This window comes from Streptomyces curacoi, from assembly GCF_001513975.1.
In the GTDB taxonomy this organism is placed as follows: domain Bacteria; phylum Actinomycetota; class Actinomycetes; order Streptomycetales; family Streptomycetaceae; genus Streptomyces; species Streptomyces curacoi.
In genome coordinates, this window is record NZ_KQ947984.1 from 852068 (window position 1) to 867736 (window position 15669).

The 15669-nt window shown below is 72.0% G+C and carries 11 protein-coding genes and 1 pseudogene; 9 read left to right on the forward strand and 3 right to left on the reverse strand.

The window, feature by feature from the left end:
- Window positions 1-118: 118 nt before the first annotated feature.
- Window positions 119-2164, forward strand: a complete 2046-nt coding sequence (locus AQI70_RS03805; protein WP_208607271.1) for a TerD family protein — start codon at window positions 119-121, stop codon at window positions 2162-2164.
- A 62-nt stretch (window positions 2165-2226) separates the two neighbouring features.
- On the opposite strand, the gene AQI70_RS03810 is transcribed toward AQI70_RS03805, so the two are convergent.
- Window positions 2227-2703: a hypothetical protein gene (locus AQI70_RS03810; RefSeq protein ID WP_062144057.1), complete on the reverse strand. Its 477-nt coding sequence runs from the start codon at window positions 2701-2703 to the stop codon at window positions 2227-2229.
- 153 nt (window positions 2704-2856) lie between these two features.
- Between AQI70_RS03810 and AQI70_RS03815 the strand changes: the two genes are divergently transcribed.
- Together AQI70_RS03815 and AQI70_RS03820 are read left to right on the forward strand one after the other, a co-directional pair.
- Window positions 2857-3426 carry a hypothetical protein gene (locus AQI70_RS03815; RefSeq protein ID WP_062144060.1) on the forward strand — a complete coding sequence of 190 codons (570 nt, stop codon included), beginning with the start codon at window positions 2857-2859 and terminating at the stop codon, window positions 3424-3426.
- A 329-nt stretch (window positions 3427-3755) separates the two neighbouring features.
- Window positions 3756-4295 (forward strand): annotated as a pseudogene (locus AQI70_RS03820) (hypothetical protein); the annotation flags it as partial.
- A 27-nt stretch (window positions 4296-4322) separates the two neighbouring features.
- Here AQI70_RS03820 and AQI70_RS03825 read toward each other — a convergent pair.
- Together AQI70_RS03825 and AQI70_RS39485 are read right to left on the reverse strand one after the other, a co-directional pair.
- Window positions 4323-5567, reverse strand: coding sequence for a PucR family transcriptional regulator (locus AQI70_RS03825; RefSeq protein ID WP_062144062.1), 1245 nt, complete (start codon window positions 5565-5567; stop codon window positions 4323-4325).
- A gap of 2 nt (window positions 5568-5569) precedes the next feature.
- The gene (locus tag AQI70_RS39485; protein WP_004001513.1) at window positions 5570-5722 is read right to left on the reverse strand and encodes a hypothetical protein; all 153 of its coding nucleotides are present in this window, start codon (window positions 5720-5722) and stop codon (window positions 5570-5572) included.
- Window positions 5723-5958: 236 nt separating this feature from the next.
- Between AQI70_RS39485 and pgfA the strand changes: the two genes are divergently transcribed.
- The 6 genes from pgfA to AQI70_RS03860 all read left to right on the forward strand — a co-directional run bounded on the left by pgfA (window position 5959) and on the right by AQI70_RS03860 (window position 15658).
- Window positions 5959-6945 (forward strand): cell envelope lipid trafficking protein PgfA, encoded by a 987-nt coding sequence (gene pgfA / locus AQI70_RS03835; RefSeq protein WP_062144068.1) that lies wholly within the window; start codon window positions 5959-5961, stop codon window positions 6943-6945.
- A gap of 218 nt (window positions 6946-7163) precedes the next feature.
- The gene (locus tag AQI70_RS03840) at window positions 7164-8315 is read left to right on the forward strand and encodes a glycosyltransferase family 4 protein (protein WP_062144071.1); all 1152 of its coding nucleotides are present in this window, start codon (window positions 7164-7166) and stop codon (window positions 8313-8315) included.
- Window positions 8316-8467: 152 nt separating this feature from the next.
- Complete coding sequence (locus AQI70_RS03845) at window positions 8468-9145, forward strand: class I SAM-dependent methyltransferase (protein ID WP_063801546.1); 678 nt, start codon at window positions 8468-8470, stop codon at window positions 9143-9145.
- The gene (locus AQI70_RS03850; protein ID WP_062144074.1) at window positions 9142-13530 is read left to right on the forward strand and encodes an alpha-(1->3)-arabinofuranosyltransferase domain-containing protein; all 4389 of its coding nucleotides are present in this window, start codon (window positions 9142-9144) and stop codon (window positions 13528-13530) included. The genes AQI70_RS03845 and AQI70_RS03850 overlap by 4 nt, the downstream gene beginning before the upstream one ends.
- Complete coding sequence (locus AQI70_RS03855) at window positions 13527-14921, forward strand: hypothetical protein (RefSeq protein WP_062144077.1); 1395 nt, start codon at window positions 13527-13529, stop codon at window positions 14919-14921. Before AQI70_RS03850 ends, AQI70_RS03855 begins: the two co-directional genes overlap by 4 nt.
- Complete coding sequence (locus AQI70_RS03860) at window positions 14918-15658, forward strand: class I SAM-dependent methyltransferase (RefSeq protein ID WP_062144079.1); 741 nt, start codon at window positions 14918-14920, stop codon at window positions 15656-15658. Before AQI70_RS03855 ends, AQI70_RS03860 begins: the two co-directional genes overlap by 4 nt.
- Window positions 15659-15669 lie beyond the last annotated feature (11 nt).

Genomic DNA, 15669 nt, shown 5'->3' on the forward strand with positions numbered 1-15669 from the left:
GCGGACCAGCTCGAAAGCTCCGCAGACGGGGCGCACGGCCAGTACCGTTCCCCGTGTGCGGTAGGTCACAACCTGCCGTGCGGGGAGACACCTGGGGGTGGGGGGTTCTGTGCAGGAAATGATCAAGGGCTCGAACGTGGCGCTGACAGCCCTGAGCGAAGACGTCGGAACGGTGATCGTCAGCCTGGGCTGGGCCAGCCCGACCGGTGAGGGCGACGCGGACGTGTCCGTCTTACTGCTGGACACGAACGGAAAGGTCCGCAGCGACGCCGACTTCTACTTCTACAACAATCCGGTGGCCGCCGACGGCAGCGTGCAGCTCCTGGGGAAGACACCGACGCAGGACGGCAACGAGGACCGGATCAGCTTCGATCTGACAGCGGTCCCGCCCGATGTCGAGCGGATCGTCGTGGCCGCGAGCCGGTACGGCGAAGCCCGCTTCGGAGAACTGGAGAACCTGCAGGTGAGGCTGGCCGACGCGGCCGGTGAGAGCCTCCTCCGGTTCGCCATCGACGACGCCGCCGAGGTGAGCGCGATCATCTTCGGCGAGTTGTACCGGCGCGGGGAGGACTGGAAGTTCCGTGCCGTCGGCCAGGGCTACGACACCGGTCTGGCCGGCCTGGCGACGGACTTCGGGGTCGACATCGACGACGACGCGGCCGAGGAGGAGGCGCAGGCCGGGGTGGTGGCGGAGCCCGGGGTGGAGGCGGAGCTTCGGGTGGAAGTGGCTGCGGCCACCGCGCCGGCGACGCTGGAGGCGGTCCCGGCTCCCCGCCGCCCGGACACCGCCGAGGCCGGGCCGGTGAGGCGGACGGCCGCTCCTGCCCCGCGGCCCCGTACGGCGAAGAAGAAGGTCACCCTGCCCCCGACGACCAGGAAGTCACTGGCGGAGAACGAGTCCTGGAAGGAGGCCAGGCTCTTCCCTGTCTCCGTCCTCAAGAGCGACCGCGACCGGGAGATGCGTGCCACCTCGGTGCTGTTGTCCGTGATGGCGCAGGTACCGGAGTTCGGCAGGCGGCTCACGGCCCCCTTCGGTGCGCCGGCGGGCCGGATGGAAACGTTCACCGAAGTCTCGCTGCCGCACGGTGACACGCCACGCCGCCCCGACGGAGTGATCCGCGTCGAGCGAGCCGGCAAGCTGTGGACGGCGCTGGTGGAGACCAAGACCAACGGCAACTCCCTCAAGGCCGACCAGGTCCAGGCGTACATGGACATCGCGGCACGGCGTGGCTACGAGGCCGTGATCACGCTGTCGAACGACGTCGCGCTGGAGGGCAGTCCGCTCGTCGACGTCAAGATCGACGGGCGGCGGAAGCACAAGGTGGCTCTGTGGCATCTGTCCTTGGCCGAGGTCGCCCACCAGGCACAGATGTTGATCCGCCACGAGGGAGTCGGCAACGCGGCACACGCCTGGCTGCTTCAGGAGCTTCTGCACTACCTCCAGCACGAGAACTCCGGCTGCCACGGCTTCCAGAACATGGGCGCGGCGTGGGTCCCCGTTCGCAACGGCATCGACGACGAGACCCTGTGCCAGGGCGACCCGCGCGCCCTTGAGGTGGTGGAGAACTGGGAGCGCCTCATCCGTCAGGTGTGTCTCAGGCTCGGCGGCGAACTCGGGCAGAAGGTGCTGCCTGCTCAGCGTGCCAGGCGTGGGAGCGACCCCGGAGCCCGCCGGGTTCAGCTGGCCGACCAGCTGTGCCGGGAAGGCAGGCTCCAGGCAGAGCTTCGTGTCGAGCAGGCCCCGGGCCTGCTCACGATCGGCGCCGATCTGCGCACCGGCAGGCTGCGCACGTCCGTCGAGATCCCCGCCCCCGAGCAGGGCTATCCCCTGACCTGGGCCAAGCGTCTGATCCGCCACCTCGCCGAGGCACCGGCGGACCTGCACGTCGAAACCCTGGTCGAAGGCGAGACCGGCGGCCCCCGAGGCACCCTGGAGCGCCTCCGCCCAGAACCGGCGGACCTGCTCCCGAAGAACACCGCGACCCGGATCACCGGCTTCCGCCTGTCCCTCTTCAAGAGCATGGGAAGCACCCGGGGCAACGCCGAGTCCGGCTTCATCCGCAGCGTGGACGACGCCGTGCACCGCTTCTATACGACAGTGGTGGTCCACCTGGACCGGCCCGCACCGCGACGAGCCACTCCGAAGGAGCCCGTCGGCACGTAGCAGCGGACGGGACGGGCGCCGTCGTCGCACGGCCCCCGCCGCTGTCACCTCGGAACGCCGCCTCAGCTCAGAGGCTTCCCCGTGCGGACGTATGTCACGTCGAAGTCGGTCGCCCAGTCCACACCGTCGGACGACCGCTCCCAGCTGCCCTCCATCCGGTCGCCGTCGGCGCTGACCGTGGCGGTGAGGCGTTGGTGGAAGCCGGGGGCGGCGCGCCACTGGCGCCAGGTGCGGTCGGTCATGCTGCCGCGGTAGACGCGGGCCACGCCTCGGCCGTCGGCGTAGAGGACGGTGAATTCCTCGGCTGTGTCGTCGTAGCCGGTCAGGGCGACCGTGGGGAAGGGGGCGTGGGCGGCCCACTCGCCGGGGAGGGAGGTCCCGGCGTCGACGTCCGTGCGCTGGACGAGGAAGGCGCCGCCCTCCAGCCAGGCGAACTCCGTCCGGAAGGGTCCGGCGCTGCGGCCGGCGGCCCACATGTCCCACTCGCCCACCAGGATGTCCAGCTGCCGCAGGGCTGGGTGGGGTGTCGGTCGGCGCATCTTGTCTCCTCGGTTCGGAAACTGGGTGCTCTTGCGGTCGGGCGAACAGTCGGGCGAAGCAGCAGGGGTGCCGCCAGGTACTCCCGCGCCAGTACACGGGGTTACTCCCCCGGTCAGACGTCCTCGTCCTGCCCGCCCGGCACGGTGTGGTGCATGTCTTCCACCTCGTCCTCCACCACCAGGAAGCTGAGCCGTCCCGCACGCCGGGCCTTCCTCGTCGTCCATGTCACCGCCTCCGCGAGCTGGCTCGGGCTCACGCTCGGGCTGCTGGCGCTCGGGATCACCGCGGCCACCACCGGGTCCGCGGTGACCGTGGGGGCGTCCGTGCGGGCCATGAAGCTGTTCGCCGACTGGCTGCTGCCGCCCGTCGCCTTCCTCACGCTGGTCGGCGGGCTCGTGCTGGCCCTGGGCACGCAGTGGGGGCTGGCGCGGCACCGGTGGGTCTGCGTCAAGTTCTGGATGACCCTCGCCACGACCACCGCCACGGTCTTCGCCCTGCGCCCCGGCGTGAATTCCGCGGTCGCGGCCGTCGCCGCGGGCGGGCCGCTGCCCGACGCCGGTGACGTGCTGTTCGGGCCGGTCGTGTCGCTGTCCGCGTACGTCTTCATGACGGTGATCTCGGTCCTGAAGCCCTGGGGCCCGACGCGGCGCGGCCGGCGCCTGCGCACCGCGTCCGCCCGCCCGCGAGTCGGCGACTCCGCACCCACCCGCCAGCCGGCATGACCCGCTCCACGGCAGCGCTGGCAGGATGCGCGCATGAGGGGAACGGGAGCCGCCATGAGCGCGAGAGCCGGCTACGGCACCCAGCCGGAAGCGATCGCCGCCCTCGTGCACGCCGTCGGCGAGGCGGCGGTCGTCGTCCTCTCGTACGACGAGGATCGGACGGTCGCCGCGCTGGGCCTCGATCGGTTCGCCACCATGGGGTCGACTCGTCTGGACTGGCGGGGAGTCGAGGTGGTCGAGCGTTACTCCGCCTTCGACGGCGCCCAGTTTCCCGGCGTGCGCCGCCAGCAGCTCGGCCGTGTGCCCCCGCACCCAACCGGGGCAGCGTCAAGCAGTTCGGAAAGTGGACGGCCGCCATGGTCGAGAGCGACGGCACCGGACACAACGCCTGGCCGTACACCACCGTCCCGGTCAACATCGTCGGCTGGGCCGTCAAGAACCGCGCCACCCTCCAGTGGACCGACAACTCCGTCGACATCTACACCGGCATCCTCGACGGCGGCGGTGCGCCGCAGTGCGCGCCCGACTGCGGCCGGTTCTTCCACCAGGACGGCGACTACTCCAGGTGCCCGGGCGGTGCCGCCCGCCACTACGACCAGTCCCTCTGGCTGACGAAGGGGTTCCAGGGCGGTGACTGGGGGCAGCGGGTCGGGCAGGAGTACTTCACCTCCGCGCTCGGCCAGGAGAACATCCATATCTACCTGCACGAAGTCGGCCACACCTTCGGCCTCGACGACTTCTACGACTGGACCCCGACCGGCCAGTGCTGCTTCCTCATGAAGGCCGGATCGGCCGACCGGATCACCGAGTTCGACCAGTGGATGTTCCGGGACTTCTGGCGCCATCTGAAGAGCCGTTACGGCCTCTGATACGGCCTCTGAGCCGCCTGCTGGCATTTATCGGGGCGTCTCGCCCAGCACCCCCCGCAACCGCTGGGCCCGCAGCACCAGCTCCAGTTCGAACCGCCGGTCCGGGTCGTCCATCTCGTCGCCCCACAGCTCCCGGATCTGCCGCAGCCGGTAGCGGACCGTCTGGGGATGCACCCCCAGGCGGGCCGCCACCTCCGGCGCCCCGCCCCTGGTCTCCAGCCACGCCAGTAACGTCTCCGCGAGCCGCCGGCCGTGCGTGGGACCGCAGTGCTCCAGCGGTGCCAGGCATCTCACCGCCAGGTCGTCGATCAGCTCCTCGGGCTGCAGCAGCACCAGCGCCTCGGTGTGCTCGGTGCAGTACAGGACGTCGCCGGCCGGCAGCAGCCCCCGTTCCATCAGGTGTACGGCGGCCTCGGCCCAGCGCAGCGACTTCGCCGCGTCGGCCAGCGGGACCGGGGGGCCGATCGCGCCCGCCCAGCCGGTCAGTGCCCGGTGCAGCAGTTCGGGGCGGCCGGCGGCGTCCGGCTCGGGGACGACCATGCGCGGCTGCTCGTACTCCATGTCGAGCAGCACCCCCTGCCCGACCGCCGGTGCCACCGCCTCCCGCGCCGGGCGCAGCAGCACGCCGACGGCGACCTTCTCGGGCAGCGGCCAGCCGATCCGGGCCGCCCGCTCCGACAGGGCGTCGGCCGGATCACCCCGGTGGTGTTGGGCCAGCAGCAGCTCCATCAGACGGCGTTGGAGGCGTAACCGCTCGCCGGCCTGCCGCGCCGCCGCCTCGGCGTAGCCGCGCACGGACTGGTCGACCAGGCCGTCCAGGTACTCGTAACCGGCGTCCACCAGCTCGTACATCGCGGGCGGCGGAATGTCGACGCGCTGGCCGATCTCGGCGAAGCGGCGCCAGGCCAGCCGTACGCCCATGCGGTAGATCGCCTGGAGGGAGTCGAGGGAGCGACCGTGCAGGCCCTCGCCGCGGCCGAACTCCTGGAAGACGCCCGGTGGGACCGTCGGGCGGCCCTCCGACGTCTCCAGGTGCTGGACGAAGACCTCGATGGCGCGCCGTATGCCGACCAGGGCCATCGGCTCGCCCGACTCGTCGAGGACGACGGGCAGATGCGGGTACTCGCGGCGGATCTCGCGCAGGATCTCCTCGGCGAGGTCGGGGGCCTCCGCCATGGCCAGCGCGGCGAAGCGGCGGACCTGGAAGCGGGGCACGTCGCGCCAGGCCGAGCGGGTGGCGGCGGGAGAGGCAGTGGAGCGGGTGACGGCCACGGTCAACTCCCCTGGCCTGCTTGCTCGTATGTGATCAAGGGTGTGTTGGGCTGGTCGGGCGTCGCTTCCAGCAGCGCGACGACGCCGAGCGCGGCGCCCACCGCGAGTACGGCGGCGAGCACGACGGTCAGCGCGGCGGCGAGCAGTCTGGACATCGCAGGGTCAGCCTCTCTCATCCGGAGGTCCCGGAAGTCCCGGAGGTCGTCCCCACCCCGTGACACAAGCGCGATCCCAACCCCTGCCTGTCGGCCCAGTCTCGACAAGCTGTGACAGTCCGTCAAGACATTGACACTCCGTCAATGGACGCCTACGGTTCCCGGCCCAAGAACGGCCAGGCAACGACCGTGCACCGAACGTGCCTCGACCATGCGTCAACCCCCAGGAGTGCCGGATGCGCCGTACAGCCTCACCTCTCTCGTTGATCCTGCTGGGCCTCGGCACATTTCTGCTGGTACTGGCGCCCATGCTCGCCTGGTACGTGACCCCGCGTGCCGCCGTGAACCCCATCGACATCGACACCACCGCCGTCTACAAGGGCACCGGGAGTGTCTTCGACACCGACAAGATCGAGACCGTGCCGGACCAGGAGATCACCGTCACCCAGCGGGTGCGGGGCAATGTGGCGGAAAGTGAGCGCAGCGGTGACGCCGTCTGGGACGTGATCACCACCGTCGACACCGACAAGTCACTGCCGGCCGCCGACCCGCACGACGCCCTCGACTTCACCCCGCACCGCTGGGTCATGGACCGGAAGACCACCAGGCCGGTGCACTGCTGCGGGGAGAGCCCGTACATCGAGGGCGAGGCCTATCTGAAGTTCCCCTTCGACGTGCAGAAACGCTCCTACCAGTGGTGGGACAACACCGGCGGCACGACGGTCACCATGCGCTACGACGGCACCGAGAAGATCCAGGGATACACGGGCTACCGGTTCACCGCCACGGTCGCGCCCCGCAAGGTCGGCACCCGGCTCGTCCCCGGCAGCATCGTCGACCAGCCGAACCGGCCGCAGGTACTGGCCGAGGAGTGGTACTCCAACCATGGCTTCAAGCTGGTCGTGGACCAGCGCACCGGCCGGGTGATCTACGCGCAGACCGGTCCGCGCCGCACCCTGCGGGCGCCCGGCGCCGACAAGGACGCGGCGGTGCTGCTGGACAGCGAGAAGATCGCGTTCACCACGGCCACCCAGCAGGAGGCCGTGCGGCAGGCGAAGCGGGACAGCGGTCTGCTGCGCATGGTGGGCGAGACGCTGCCGGCCGGGGCGGCTGTGGCGGGATTCGTGCTTGCGGTGGTGGGTGGCGTTTTGGTGATACGAGGGCGTAAGCACCCGGAATCGCCCGGTACGGTCGCTACGCCCCAGCCGTCGCTCACAATGTGACGTGACGTCAGCTCTAATAAAGCCGGAAATTGTCACGCCGGTGAGTAGCCGTGGCGAACGGCGGGGCGAAAACTGTCCAACCCCACCCGGACACAGCCTGTCCACACCCCCCGCATGACGACCGTAAGAGGACCAGGAACCACCGAATCCCCCCACAGGAACCCAAACCCTCCCTCCCCCACACTGAGTTCCGCACCCTGAGACGAGTTGGAGCACCCATGCCCCAGCACGTGCCTTCCCGGCTGCCCGCCACCCTCCCCTGGGCGTCGCAGCAGCACCCTCCGGCGCTCCCCCCACATCCTCGCCGAATCGTTTTTCTCGCCCATCGTGACCTGGGCAATCAGTCCGCCGGCGGCTCCGAGCTGCTGGTCGACCGGCTCGCCGACGGGCTCACCCGCCTCGGCCACCAGGTCACCCTGCTGTGCGGCGGCCCGGCGTCCTACCGTGACTACCGGGTCGTGTCGGCCGGTGGTCCCTACGGCCACTATCTGCGCGCCCGGTCCGCCTTCGCCCGTCAGGTCGGCGACTGCGATCTGCTGGTCGAGGTCTGCAACGGGATGCCGTACTTCGCCCCGCTGTGGCATCGCGGACCGACCCTGTGCCTGGTCAACCATGTGCACACCGATCTGTGGTCGATGCGGTACGGCGGCGCCCTGGCCCCGGCTGCGCGTCTCGGGCGAAGACTGGAGCACTGGGCGCTGACCGGTGCGCAGCACCGGAGTCTGCTGGTCGCCGTGTCTCCGTCCACGGCGCACGCGCTGCGGGCGATCGGGGTCGAGCGGGACCGTATTCGCGTTGTGCACAACGGTGTCGAGGAGCCCGGACCCCTGGGCGACCGCTCGCCCGAGCCGCTGTTCGTCGCCGTCGGACGGCTTGTCGAGTACAAGCGGATCGATCTGCTGCTGCGGCTGTGGGAGCGGGTGCGGCCGGTCACCGGTGGGCGGCTGGTCATCGTCGGGGACGGGCCCGAGCGGGCGTCCCTGGAGCGACTCGCCGGTCCTGGCGTCGAGTTCGTCGGCCATGTGTCGGAGGCGGAGAAGCACCGGCTGCTGTGTGCGGCGTGGCTGCTGCTTCATCCCTCGGCCGTGGAGGGGTGGGGGCTCGTCGTCACCGAGGCCGCCACGCGGGAGACGCCGACCATTGCCTTTGATGTGCCTGGGCTGCGGGATTCCGTCGTGGACGGGGAGACCGGGGTGCTTGCGCAAGGGGAGTCGTCGTTTGCCGCTGCCTGGTGCACGCTCGCGTTGTCCGGGCATCGGCGGGAGTTGATGGGGAAGGCGGCGCGTGATCGGGCCGCGCGGTATCGGTGGGATCGGACGGTGCGGCAGTTCCGGGCGGTGGCCTCTGAGGCGGTGAGGGGCGCGATATGACGCCTATTCGCCGTAGGGGTAAGGCCGTCTCGCGTGTGCCGGGTCGTCGTGGCTGGTCGCGCAGTTCCCCGCGCCCCTTCAGCGGCATATCAGCACCCGGGGCTGTAAAGGACCCCTCGTTTCGGCGGTCGCTGGCCCTCTTCCGTGCGTTCATGCATGAGCAGGACGACCCCGAAGCCTGCTACTCACTCCTCGCCCGCGATGCCGCCGACCAGGTCGAGGCCTACGACGGGCCCGTCGCCGGCCGTACCGTCGTCGACGTCGGAGGTGGCAGCGGGTACTTCACCGAGGAGTTCCGGCGGCGTGGTGCGCAGGCCTATCTCTTCGAGCCGGACATGGGGGAGCTCGGTGAGAAGCCGCCCGAGGGGGCCGTGATCGCCGACGGGTATCTGCTGCCCCTGTGCGACGGCGTCGCCGACGTCACCTTCTCCTCCAACGTGCTGGAGCACGTCGCCGATCCGCAGACCTTCCTCAGTGAGCTGGCCCGGGTGACCCGGCCCGGCGGGCTGATCTACGTGTCGTTCACCAACTGGCTGTCCCCCTGGGGCGGTCACGAGTGGGCGCCCTGGCACTACCTCGGCGCCGAGCGGGCCCGTGCCCGCTACCGGCGGCGTACCGGGCGGCCCGCCAAGCACACCCTCGGCGAGAACCTCTTCGCCGTGCACATCGGCGCCACCCTGCGGCAGGTCCGCGCCCGCGACGACGTGGAGATCGTCTCGGCGCGCTCCCGCTACTGGCCGTTCCTCGCGGAAGCCGTCGTGAAGGCGCCGGGCCTACGCGAGTTCGCCACCTGGAACCTCCTCCTCATCCTCAGGCGGTGTCCACCATGACGACGACCACGGTCCAGGCTCCTCCCCCGGCAGCCGTGCCCACTCCGGCGCCCGCCTCGGGCCCGCCGGAGGGGCCGCGGTCGCGGCGCTGGCTGCTGGGGTTCTGGGCCGTGGTGTTCGTGCTGTTGCTGGCGGTGCAGCCGGGGCGGCAGACGTTCGACACCAAGCTGGGTGTGACCGTCGATCCGGGCCGGTTCCTGTCCGACCTCGGGCAGTTGTGGTCCGACCAGGGCAGTTTCGGCGGGATCCAGAACCAGTACTCGGGCTATCTGTGGCCGATGCTGCCGTTCTACTGGCTGGCCGACGCCGTACGGCTGCCGGTGTGGCTGGCGGAGCGGTTGTGGCTGTCGCTGATCGTGTCGGTGGCGTTCTGGGGTGCGTTGCGGCTGGCCGAGCGGCTGCGGGTGGGGAACGGGAGGTCGCGGCTGGTGGCGGCCGTCGCGTATGCGCTGTGGCCCGTCTTCACCATCGTCGTGGGGTCCACGTCGGCTGCCGCGCTGCCGGGTGCCTTCCTGCCGTGGGTGCTGCTGCCGCTGACCGACGAGCGGTACGCGGCGCGGGTCGCCGCTCTGCGCTCGGCGCTGGTCATCCCCTTCATGGGCGGCGTCAACGCGGCCTCCACGCTGGCCTCGCTGCTCCCGGTCGGGCTGTATCTCCTCTCCCGTCCGCCCGGGCCACGGCAGCGGAAGCTGATCGGGTGGTGGGTGCCGGGGGTGTTCCTGGCGACCGCCTGGTGGGTGATCCCGCTTCTGCTGCTCGGCGCGTACGGCGAGAACTTCCTTCCCTACGTGGAGAGTTCGCAGACCACGACCGAGACCATGGCGGCCACGGAGGCACTGCGCGGCGCCGGGAACTGGGTCGCCTATCTGCATTTCGGGGAGGCCTGGCTGCCGGCCGGCTGGACCGTCGCCTCGTCGGTGATCGTGATCGTCTGCTCGGCGCTCGCGGCCGGGCTGGGACTCGCGGGACTGGCCCGGCGGGACATGCCGGAGCGGCGGTGGCTGGTGCTGACCGTGGTGACGGTCGCGCTGATCCTGCTCGCCGGGTACGGCGGGGCGTTCGGCGCGCCCTTCCACGGGGTCGTGCAGGACTGGCTGGACGGCGGTCTCGTGCCGTTCCGGAACATCTACAAGTTCCAGACGGGGCTCGCCCTGGCGCTGGTGCTGGGCCTCGCCCATCTGGTGGGCGTGGCCGCCGAGGCGCGCGGGGCGCGGCCGGTGCGGGGGCGGCGGTTCGCGCCGCTGATCGCGGCGGTGCTGGTGCTGCCGGGGCTGATGTGGCCGTACCTCAACGGCTCGATCCTCAACCCCGGTTCGTTCAAGGAGATCCCCAAGTACTGGCAGGCCACTGCCGACTGGATGGAGAAGTACTCCCCCGACGCCCGCGTCCTCGTCGTCCCGGCGACCGCGCACGGCATCTACACCTGGGGTTCCACCATCGACCAGCCCCTGGACGTCGTCGCCGACTCCCGCTGGGCGCAACGCGACTACATCCCCTTCGGCACCCCCGGCAACCGGCGCGCCATGGACGCCGTCGAGCAGGCGCTGGTCAGCGGCGGCGAGGTGCCGGGGCTGGCGGACTATCTGAGCCGGGCGGGCATCCACTACGTCGTCGTCCGCAACGACCTCGACCCCGACCAGATCGGCCAGATCCCGACGACGACGGTGAAGCGGACCCTCGAACAGTCCGGGTACGAGCGGGTGACGGGCCTCGGGCCGGTCATGACCGGTGGGACGATCGCCCCGGGCACCCCGCTCCAGGTGGAGGGGCTGTATCCACGGCAGCGGGCGGTGGAGATCTACAAGCCGGTCAGCGAGGACGTGCCGCGCCCGCACCAGGCCGGGCTGCAGCCGGTGGCCGACACGGCCGTGGTGTCCGGCGGCCCGGAGGCGCTGCTGCCGCTGGCCTCCGAGCTGCGGGGCCGGGCCAGTGTGCTGACCGGCGACAACCATCCGGGGCTCGGCTCACCGCCGGTCCAGGTGGTCGGCGACGGGCTGCGGCGCGCGGACACGCGGTTCGGACTGGTCAACGCCAACACCTCGTACACGTACACCCGCGACGAGCGCAACGCGCCCGACGCCACCCAGGACGCGGGCGAGAAACCGCACCAGATCCTGCCCACCACAGGACTCGACCACCAGACGGTGGCCGAGCTGCGCGGGGCGCGGTCGGTGACGGCGTCGTCGTACGGCAGCTGGCTCTTCCATCTCCCGCAGTTCGACCCGGTGAACGCCTTCGACGGCAACCCGGCCACGGCGTGGACCGAGGGCTCGGAGGGGTCGCCGGACGGGGAGTGGCTGCGGATCGCCTTCGCGGGCGGGTCGTACGACATGCCGTCGTCGTTCAAGGTGACGCCGCTGCCGCAGGAGGGCGTGCGGGAGGCGCCGACGCGGGTGCGGGTGGAGACGGAGAAGGGGGCGGTGAGCTCCTTCCTGCGGCCGGACGGGTCGACGCAGACCGTCAAAGCGCCGGCGGGCGCGACGGGTTGGATGAAGCTGACGATCACGGACTCCGTGTCCCGGCGGCCCGGTCTGACCGGCGCGGGGTTCTCGGAGATCGATCTGCCGGACGTGCGGGTGACCCGGCTGCTGAAGCTGCCCACCGACGCCGAGCGGTCCGGTGCCGCCGCCGACATCGTCTCCCTGTCCCGTACGGCCGACCCCACCGGGCTGTCGCCGACGGGCACGGAGGCGGGTCTGCACCGGCGCTTCACGACGTCCACCGCGGGGACCTACGAGGTGCGGGCGAGCGCGGTGCCGGTGGCGGGTGAGGAGCTGGACAAGCTGCTGTACAAGGTGGCGCCGGACCAGCGCAACCAGATCGTCGCGACCGCCGACTCCACGGCACGGCTGGGCGCGGGGCTGTCGCCGCGCAACCTCACCGACGGCGATCTGACCACGGCGTGGATCGCGGGCGACCGGCCGACGATCCATCTGCGCTGGCCCGGAAAGCAGGCGGTGGGGGAGATCGTGCTCGCGCCGGCCGGCGGCCTGTCCACGCGTCCGACCGAGGTGCACATCAGCTCACCGGACGGCGCGGTGATCGCCGGCGTCGACGAGAACGGCTGGGTCCGCTTCCCGCCCATCACCACCGACCGCCTGGACGTCACGATCACCCAAACCGCCCCGCTGACCCTCTACAACCCGATGGTGGGCGAGGACCTGCGGCTGCCGGTGGGCCTGACCGAGGCCTACATCCCGGCCCTCGACCAGTACCGGACCCCGCAGCCCAAGGCTTCCCGCACGTTCTCGCTGCCGTGCGGGGAAGGGCCGGTGGTCTCGGTGGACGGGGAGCTGTACGGGACGAGTGTGAAGGGGACCGTACGGGACCTGACGGAGCGGCGGCAGGTCGACGTGACGCTCTGCCAGCGAGGGCGCCAGGACACAAAGTTGCCGCTGACGGCCGGTGAGCACCGGGTCGAGGCCGGGGACGCCGGGCCGCTCACGCTGACCGACGTGACCCTGACCCGCGGCACGGTCACCGAGGCCCCGACGGCGGGGCGGGAGCTGCGGGTACGGGACTGGCTCGGCGACCGGCGCGCGGTCACGGTCGGGTCGGGGGCCGCGAGCTACCTGACGATGTACGAGAACTTCAACGACGGCTGGCGCGCCACGCTGAACGGCGAGGAGCTGACCCCGGTACGGCTGGACGGCTGGCAGCAGGGCTGGCGGATCCCGGCCGGGGCGGGCGGCACGGTCGAGCTGTCGTACGAGCCCGCGGTGCTGTACGAGGGCGGGCTGATCGGCAGTGCGGTGGCGATCGCGCTGTTGGCGGGACTGGCGCTGTGGCGCCGGCGGGCGCCGAATCCCGATGAGCCGCAGGTCGCTCCGCCGGTGCCGGGGCTGTGGCTCGGCACGGTGGCCGTGACGGTGGTGGCCGTGTTCATCGCCGGCTGGTTCGCGCTGCTGGTGCCCGCGCTGGCGTTGGTGGCGTGGCGCAGGCATGCGCTGCTGGTGCCGATCGCGTTCGTGGCCCTCGCGGGGGCGGGGGTCGCCGCCGCGGTGGGGGCCGGGGAGCCGGTGGGCGCGGGGGCGGGGGCGTTCGGGCCCGCGGCCCAACTGCTGGCGCTGCTCGGTCTGTTCGCCGGCGTCGTGAGTGTTCGGGAGCCGCAGGGGGCGGTGGGCGTGCCCGCCGCGCAGGCGCCGACGCGGCCGTTGCCGGCCCTGCCGCGCCGGAAGCGGAGGCAGGGTGCGCCGGGGACCGAGCCGTCCGGTGCGACGGCCCCACGGCCCGACTCGGGGCCCACCGTCTCCGCACGCGGCCCGGGCGGGCCGCAACCGGACCCGCCGACCGCACGCATCGGGTTCAGCAAGCCGAGGTTCCGGGCGACCCGTTCCGACGAGGTGCCGGAGCCCGACCACACGGGGAAGGGCGAAGCCACATGACCGCACTGGAGCAGCCCGCACGCGCCGACGGTCCGCTGCGGCCGGCGGCCCGCATCCCGTTCCCGGTGGTGGACGAGGTCGCCCGGCACTGCCTTCAGGAGGAGGAGCCGGAGACGGTGCACATCGAGGTCCATCTGCCGGGGCGGATGGATCCGGACCGGTTGCGTACGGCTTTCGCCGAGGCGCTGCACCGGCATCCGCGGATCCTCATGCGGGAGGTGCCGGGGCGCTGGTACCGGCGCCGGTACGAGTGGGAGCTGACGGCAGGGCCGGAGGTGGAGGTGGTGAGCTTTCCGGCGCCGGCGCGGGACGCGTTGCGGGACGCGCGGACGCGGGCACTGACGCAGGCGCCGCCGCTGTCCCTGTCGCCGCCGATCAGGCTGGAGGTGGTGCAGGGGGCGGGGCCGGTCGAGGGCAGCGAGGCGGCGGACGCGGTCGACGCGTCGCGTACGGCCGGTGCGGGTGCGCGGCCGGGCCAAGGCACCCGCCGGGGGACCGTTCTCTTCCTGACCATCAACCACACCGCCCTCGACGGCCCGGCCTGCCTCCGCGTTCTCGCCACGGCCGCGGAGCTGTACGGCGGCCGGGACAACTCGCCCGTGGCCTCACCCGTCCGTACGGCACAGGCCCCACCGCAGCCCGAGGAGGCCCTCTCCAACTGGTCCCGCCCGGCGCGGGTGGCGCAAGGCACCCCCGAGCCCTCCCCCGGCAACGGCATGCTCGTCACCGAGCTGCCCCTCCCCCACCGCCCCAAGGGCTCCCCCTACACGGTCAACGACCAGCTGATGGTCACCACGGCGCTGACCATCGCCCACTGGAACAGAGAACACGGCGCCGACCGCCGCCCCCTGCGCATCACCATGCCCGTGGACGACCGCCCCCGTGATGCCACCATGCCCATCGGCAACGGCACCCGGCTGGTCGAGGTGCCCTTCAGCCCCGCGGAGTTGGCCGCCCACGACCGCGACCACATGCCCGCCCTGCTCCACCGCACGGCCACCCGCACCCGCGCCCTGAAGTCCCTGCCCCGCCCCCAGCTCGGCCACGGCGCCTCCCTCCTCACCGCCCCCTGGGCACCCGTCGGCGTCCGCGCCGTCCTCACCCGCGGCCTGCGCAGAGCCGCCGCCCCGTGGACCTCGACCACCCTCCTCAGCAACATCGGCCGTATCCCGTACCCGCTGGACTTCGGCGAGGAGGCCGGCCGCGCGCACGCCGTGTGGTTCTCGGCGCCCGCCCGGATGCCCCGCGGCCTGACCGTCACCACCGCCTCCACCGCGGGCCGTCTCCATCTCGCCCTGCGCTGGTCCCGGGCTCTGCTCGGCCACGGCGACGGCGCCCACCTGCGGGACCTGTTCGAGCACTATCTGCACTCGACGGAGGTGACCGCGTGACGTCCGCGCCCGTGAAGCCCCGGGAACTGCGCGACTTCTACGAGAACCCGGAAGTCCCCGTCGCCTCCGGCACCCCCCGCAGCCGCCGCCAGGCCCGCATGCTCGCCGCGGCCCTGGGACCGGTGGCCGCCGACGGCCGCCCCCGCACGATCCTCGACATCGGCTGCGGCGACGGCACCGCCGCGGCCGCCGCCGCCCCCTTCCTCACCGGCCACCGCATCGTCGGCATCGACTGGTCCCAGGACGCCCTGCGCCGGGCCCGCACCCGGATCCCGTACGCCGTCCGCGGTGAACTCACCGACGGCGGGCTGCCGCTGCGGACCGGCTCGGCGGACGCCGTGCTGTTCAGCGAGGTCATCGAGCACCTCGTCGACCCGGACGCCGCCCTGGACGAGATCCGCCGTGTGCTGCGCCCCGGCGGCCATCTCATGCTCTCCACCCCGAACCTGGCCGCCTGGTACAACCGCGCCCTGCTGCTGGCCGGGGTGCAGCCGGTGTTCTCGGAGGTCAGCCTGCGGGCCATCCACGGCCGGCCGGGGCGGGAGGTCGTGGGGCACCTGCGGCTCTACACCGCCCGTGCGCTGCGGGAGTTCGTGGCCGCGTCCGGCTTCGAGGTCGTACGCCTCGCGGGCGCGCCCTTCCACGGCGTACCGCGCCCCCTGCGTCCCCTCGACCGGCTGGCCTGCGCCAGACCGTCGCTGGCGTCGATCCTGCTGCTGCACGCGCGAAGGACCTAGGGGGGCGGGGA

Bases quoted from the DNA above. Each gene is read 5' to 3' on its own strand.
- AQI70_RS03805 (WP_208607271.1), top strand. From the start codon at position 119: ATGATCAAGGGCTCGAACGTGGCGCTGACAGCCCTGAGCGAAGACGTC.
- AQI70_RS03810 (WP_062144057.1), bottom strand. From the start codon at position 2,703: ATGCGCCGACCGACACCCCACCCAGCCCTGCGGCAGCTGGACATCCTG.
- AQI70_RS03815 (WP_062144060.1), top strand. From the start codon at position 2,857: ATGTCTTCCACCTCGTCCTCCACCACCAGGAAGCTGAGCCGTCCCGCA.
- AQI70_RS39485 (WP_004001513.1), bottom strand. From the start codon at position 5,722: ATGTCCAGACTGCTCGCCGCCGCGCTGACCGTCGTGCTCGCCGCCGTA.
- pgfA (WP_062144068.1), top strand. From the start codon at position 5,959: ATGCGCCGTACAGCCTCACCTCTCTCGTTGATCCTGCTGGGCCTCGGC.
- AQI70_RS03840 (WP_062144071.1), top strand. From the start codon at position 7,164: ATGCCCCAGCACGTGCCTTCCCGGCTGCCCGCCACCCTCCCCTGGGCG.
- AQI70_RS03845 (WP_063801546.1), top strand. From the start codon at position 8,468: ATGCATGAGCAGGACGACCCCGAAGCCTGCTACTCACTCCTCGCCCGC.
- AQI70_RS03850 (WP_062144074.1), top strand. From the start codon at position 9,142: ATGACGACGACCACGGTCCAGGCTCCTCCCCCGGCAGCCGTGCCCACT.
- AQI70_RS03855 (WP_062144077.1), top strand. From the start codon at position 13,527: ATGACCGCACTGGAGCAGCCCGCACGCGCCGACGGTCCGCTGCGGCCG.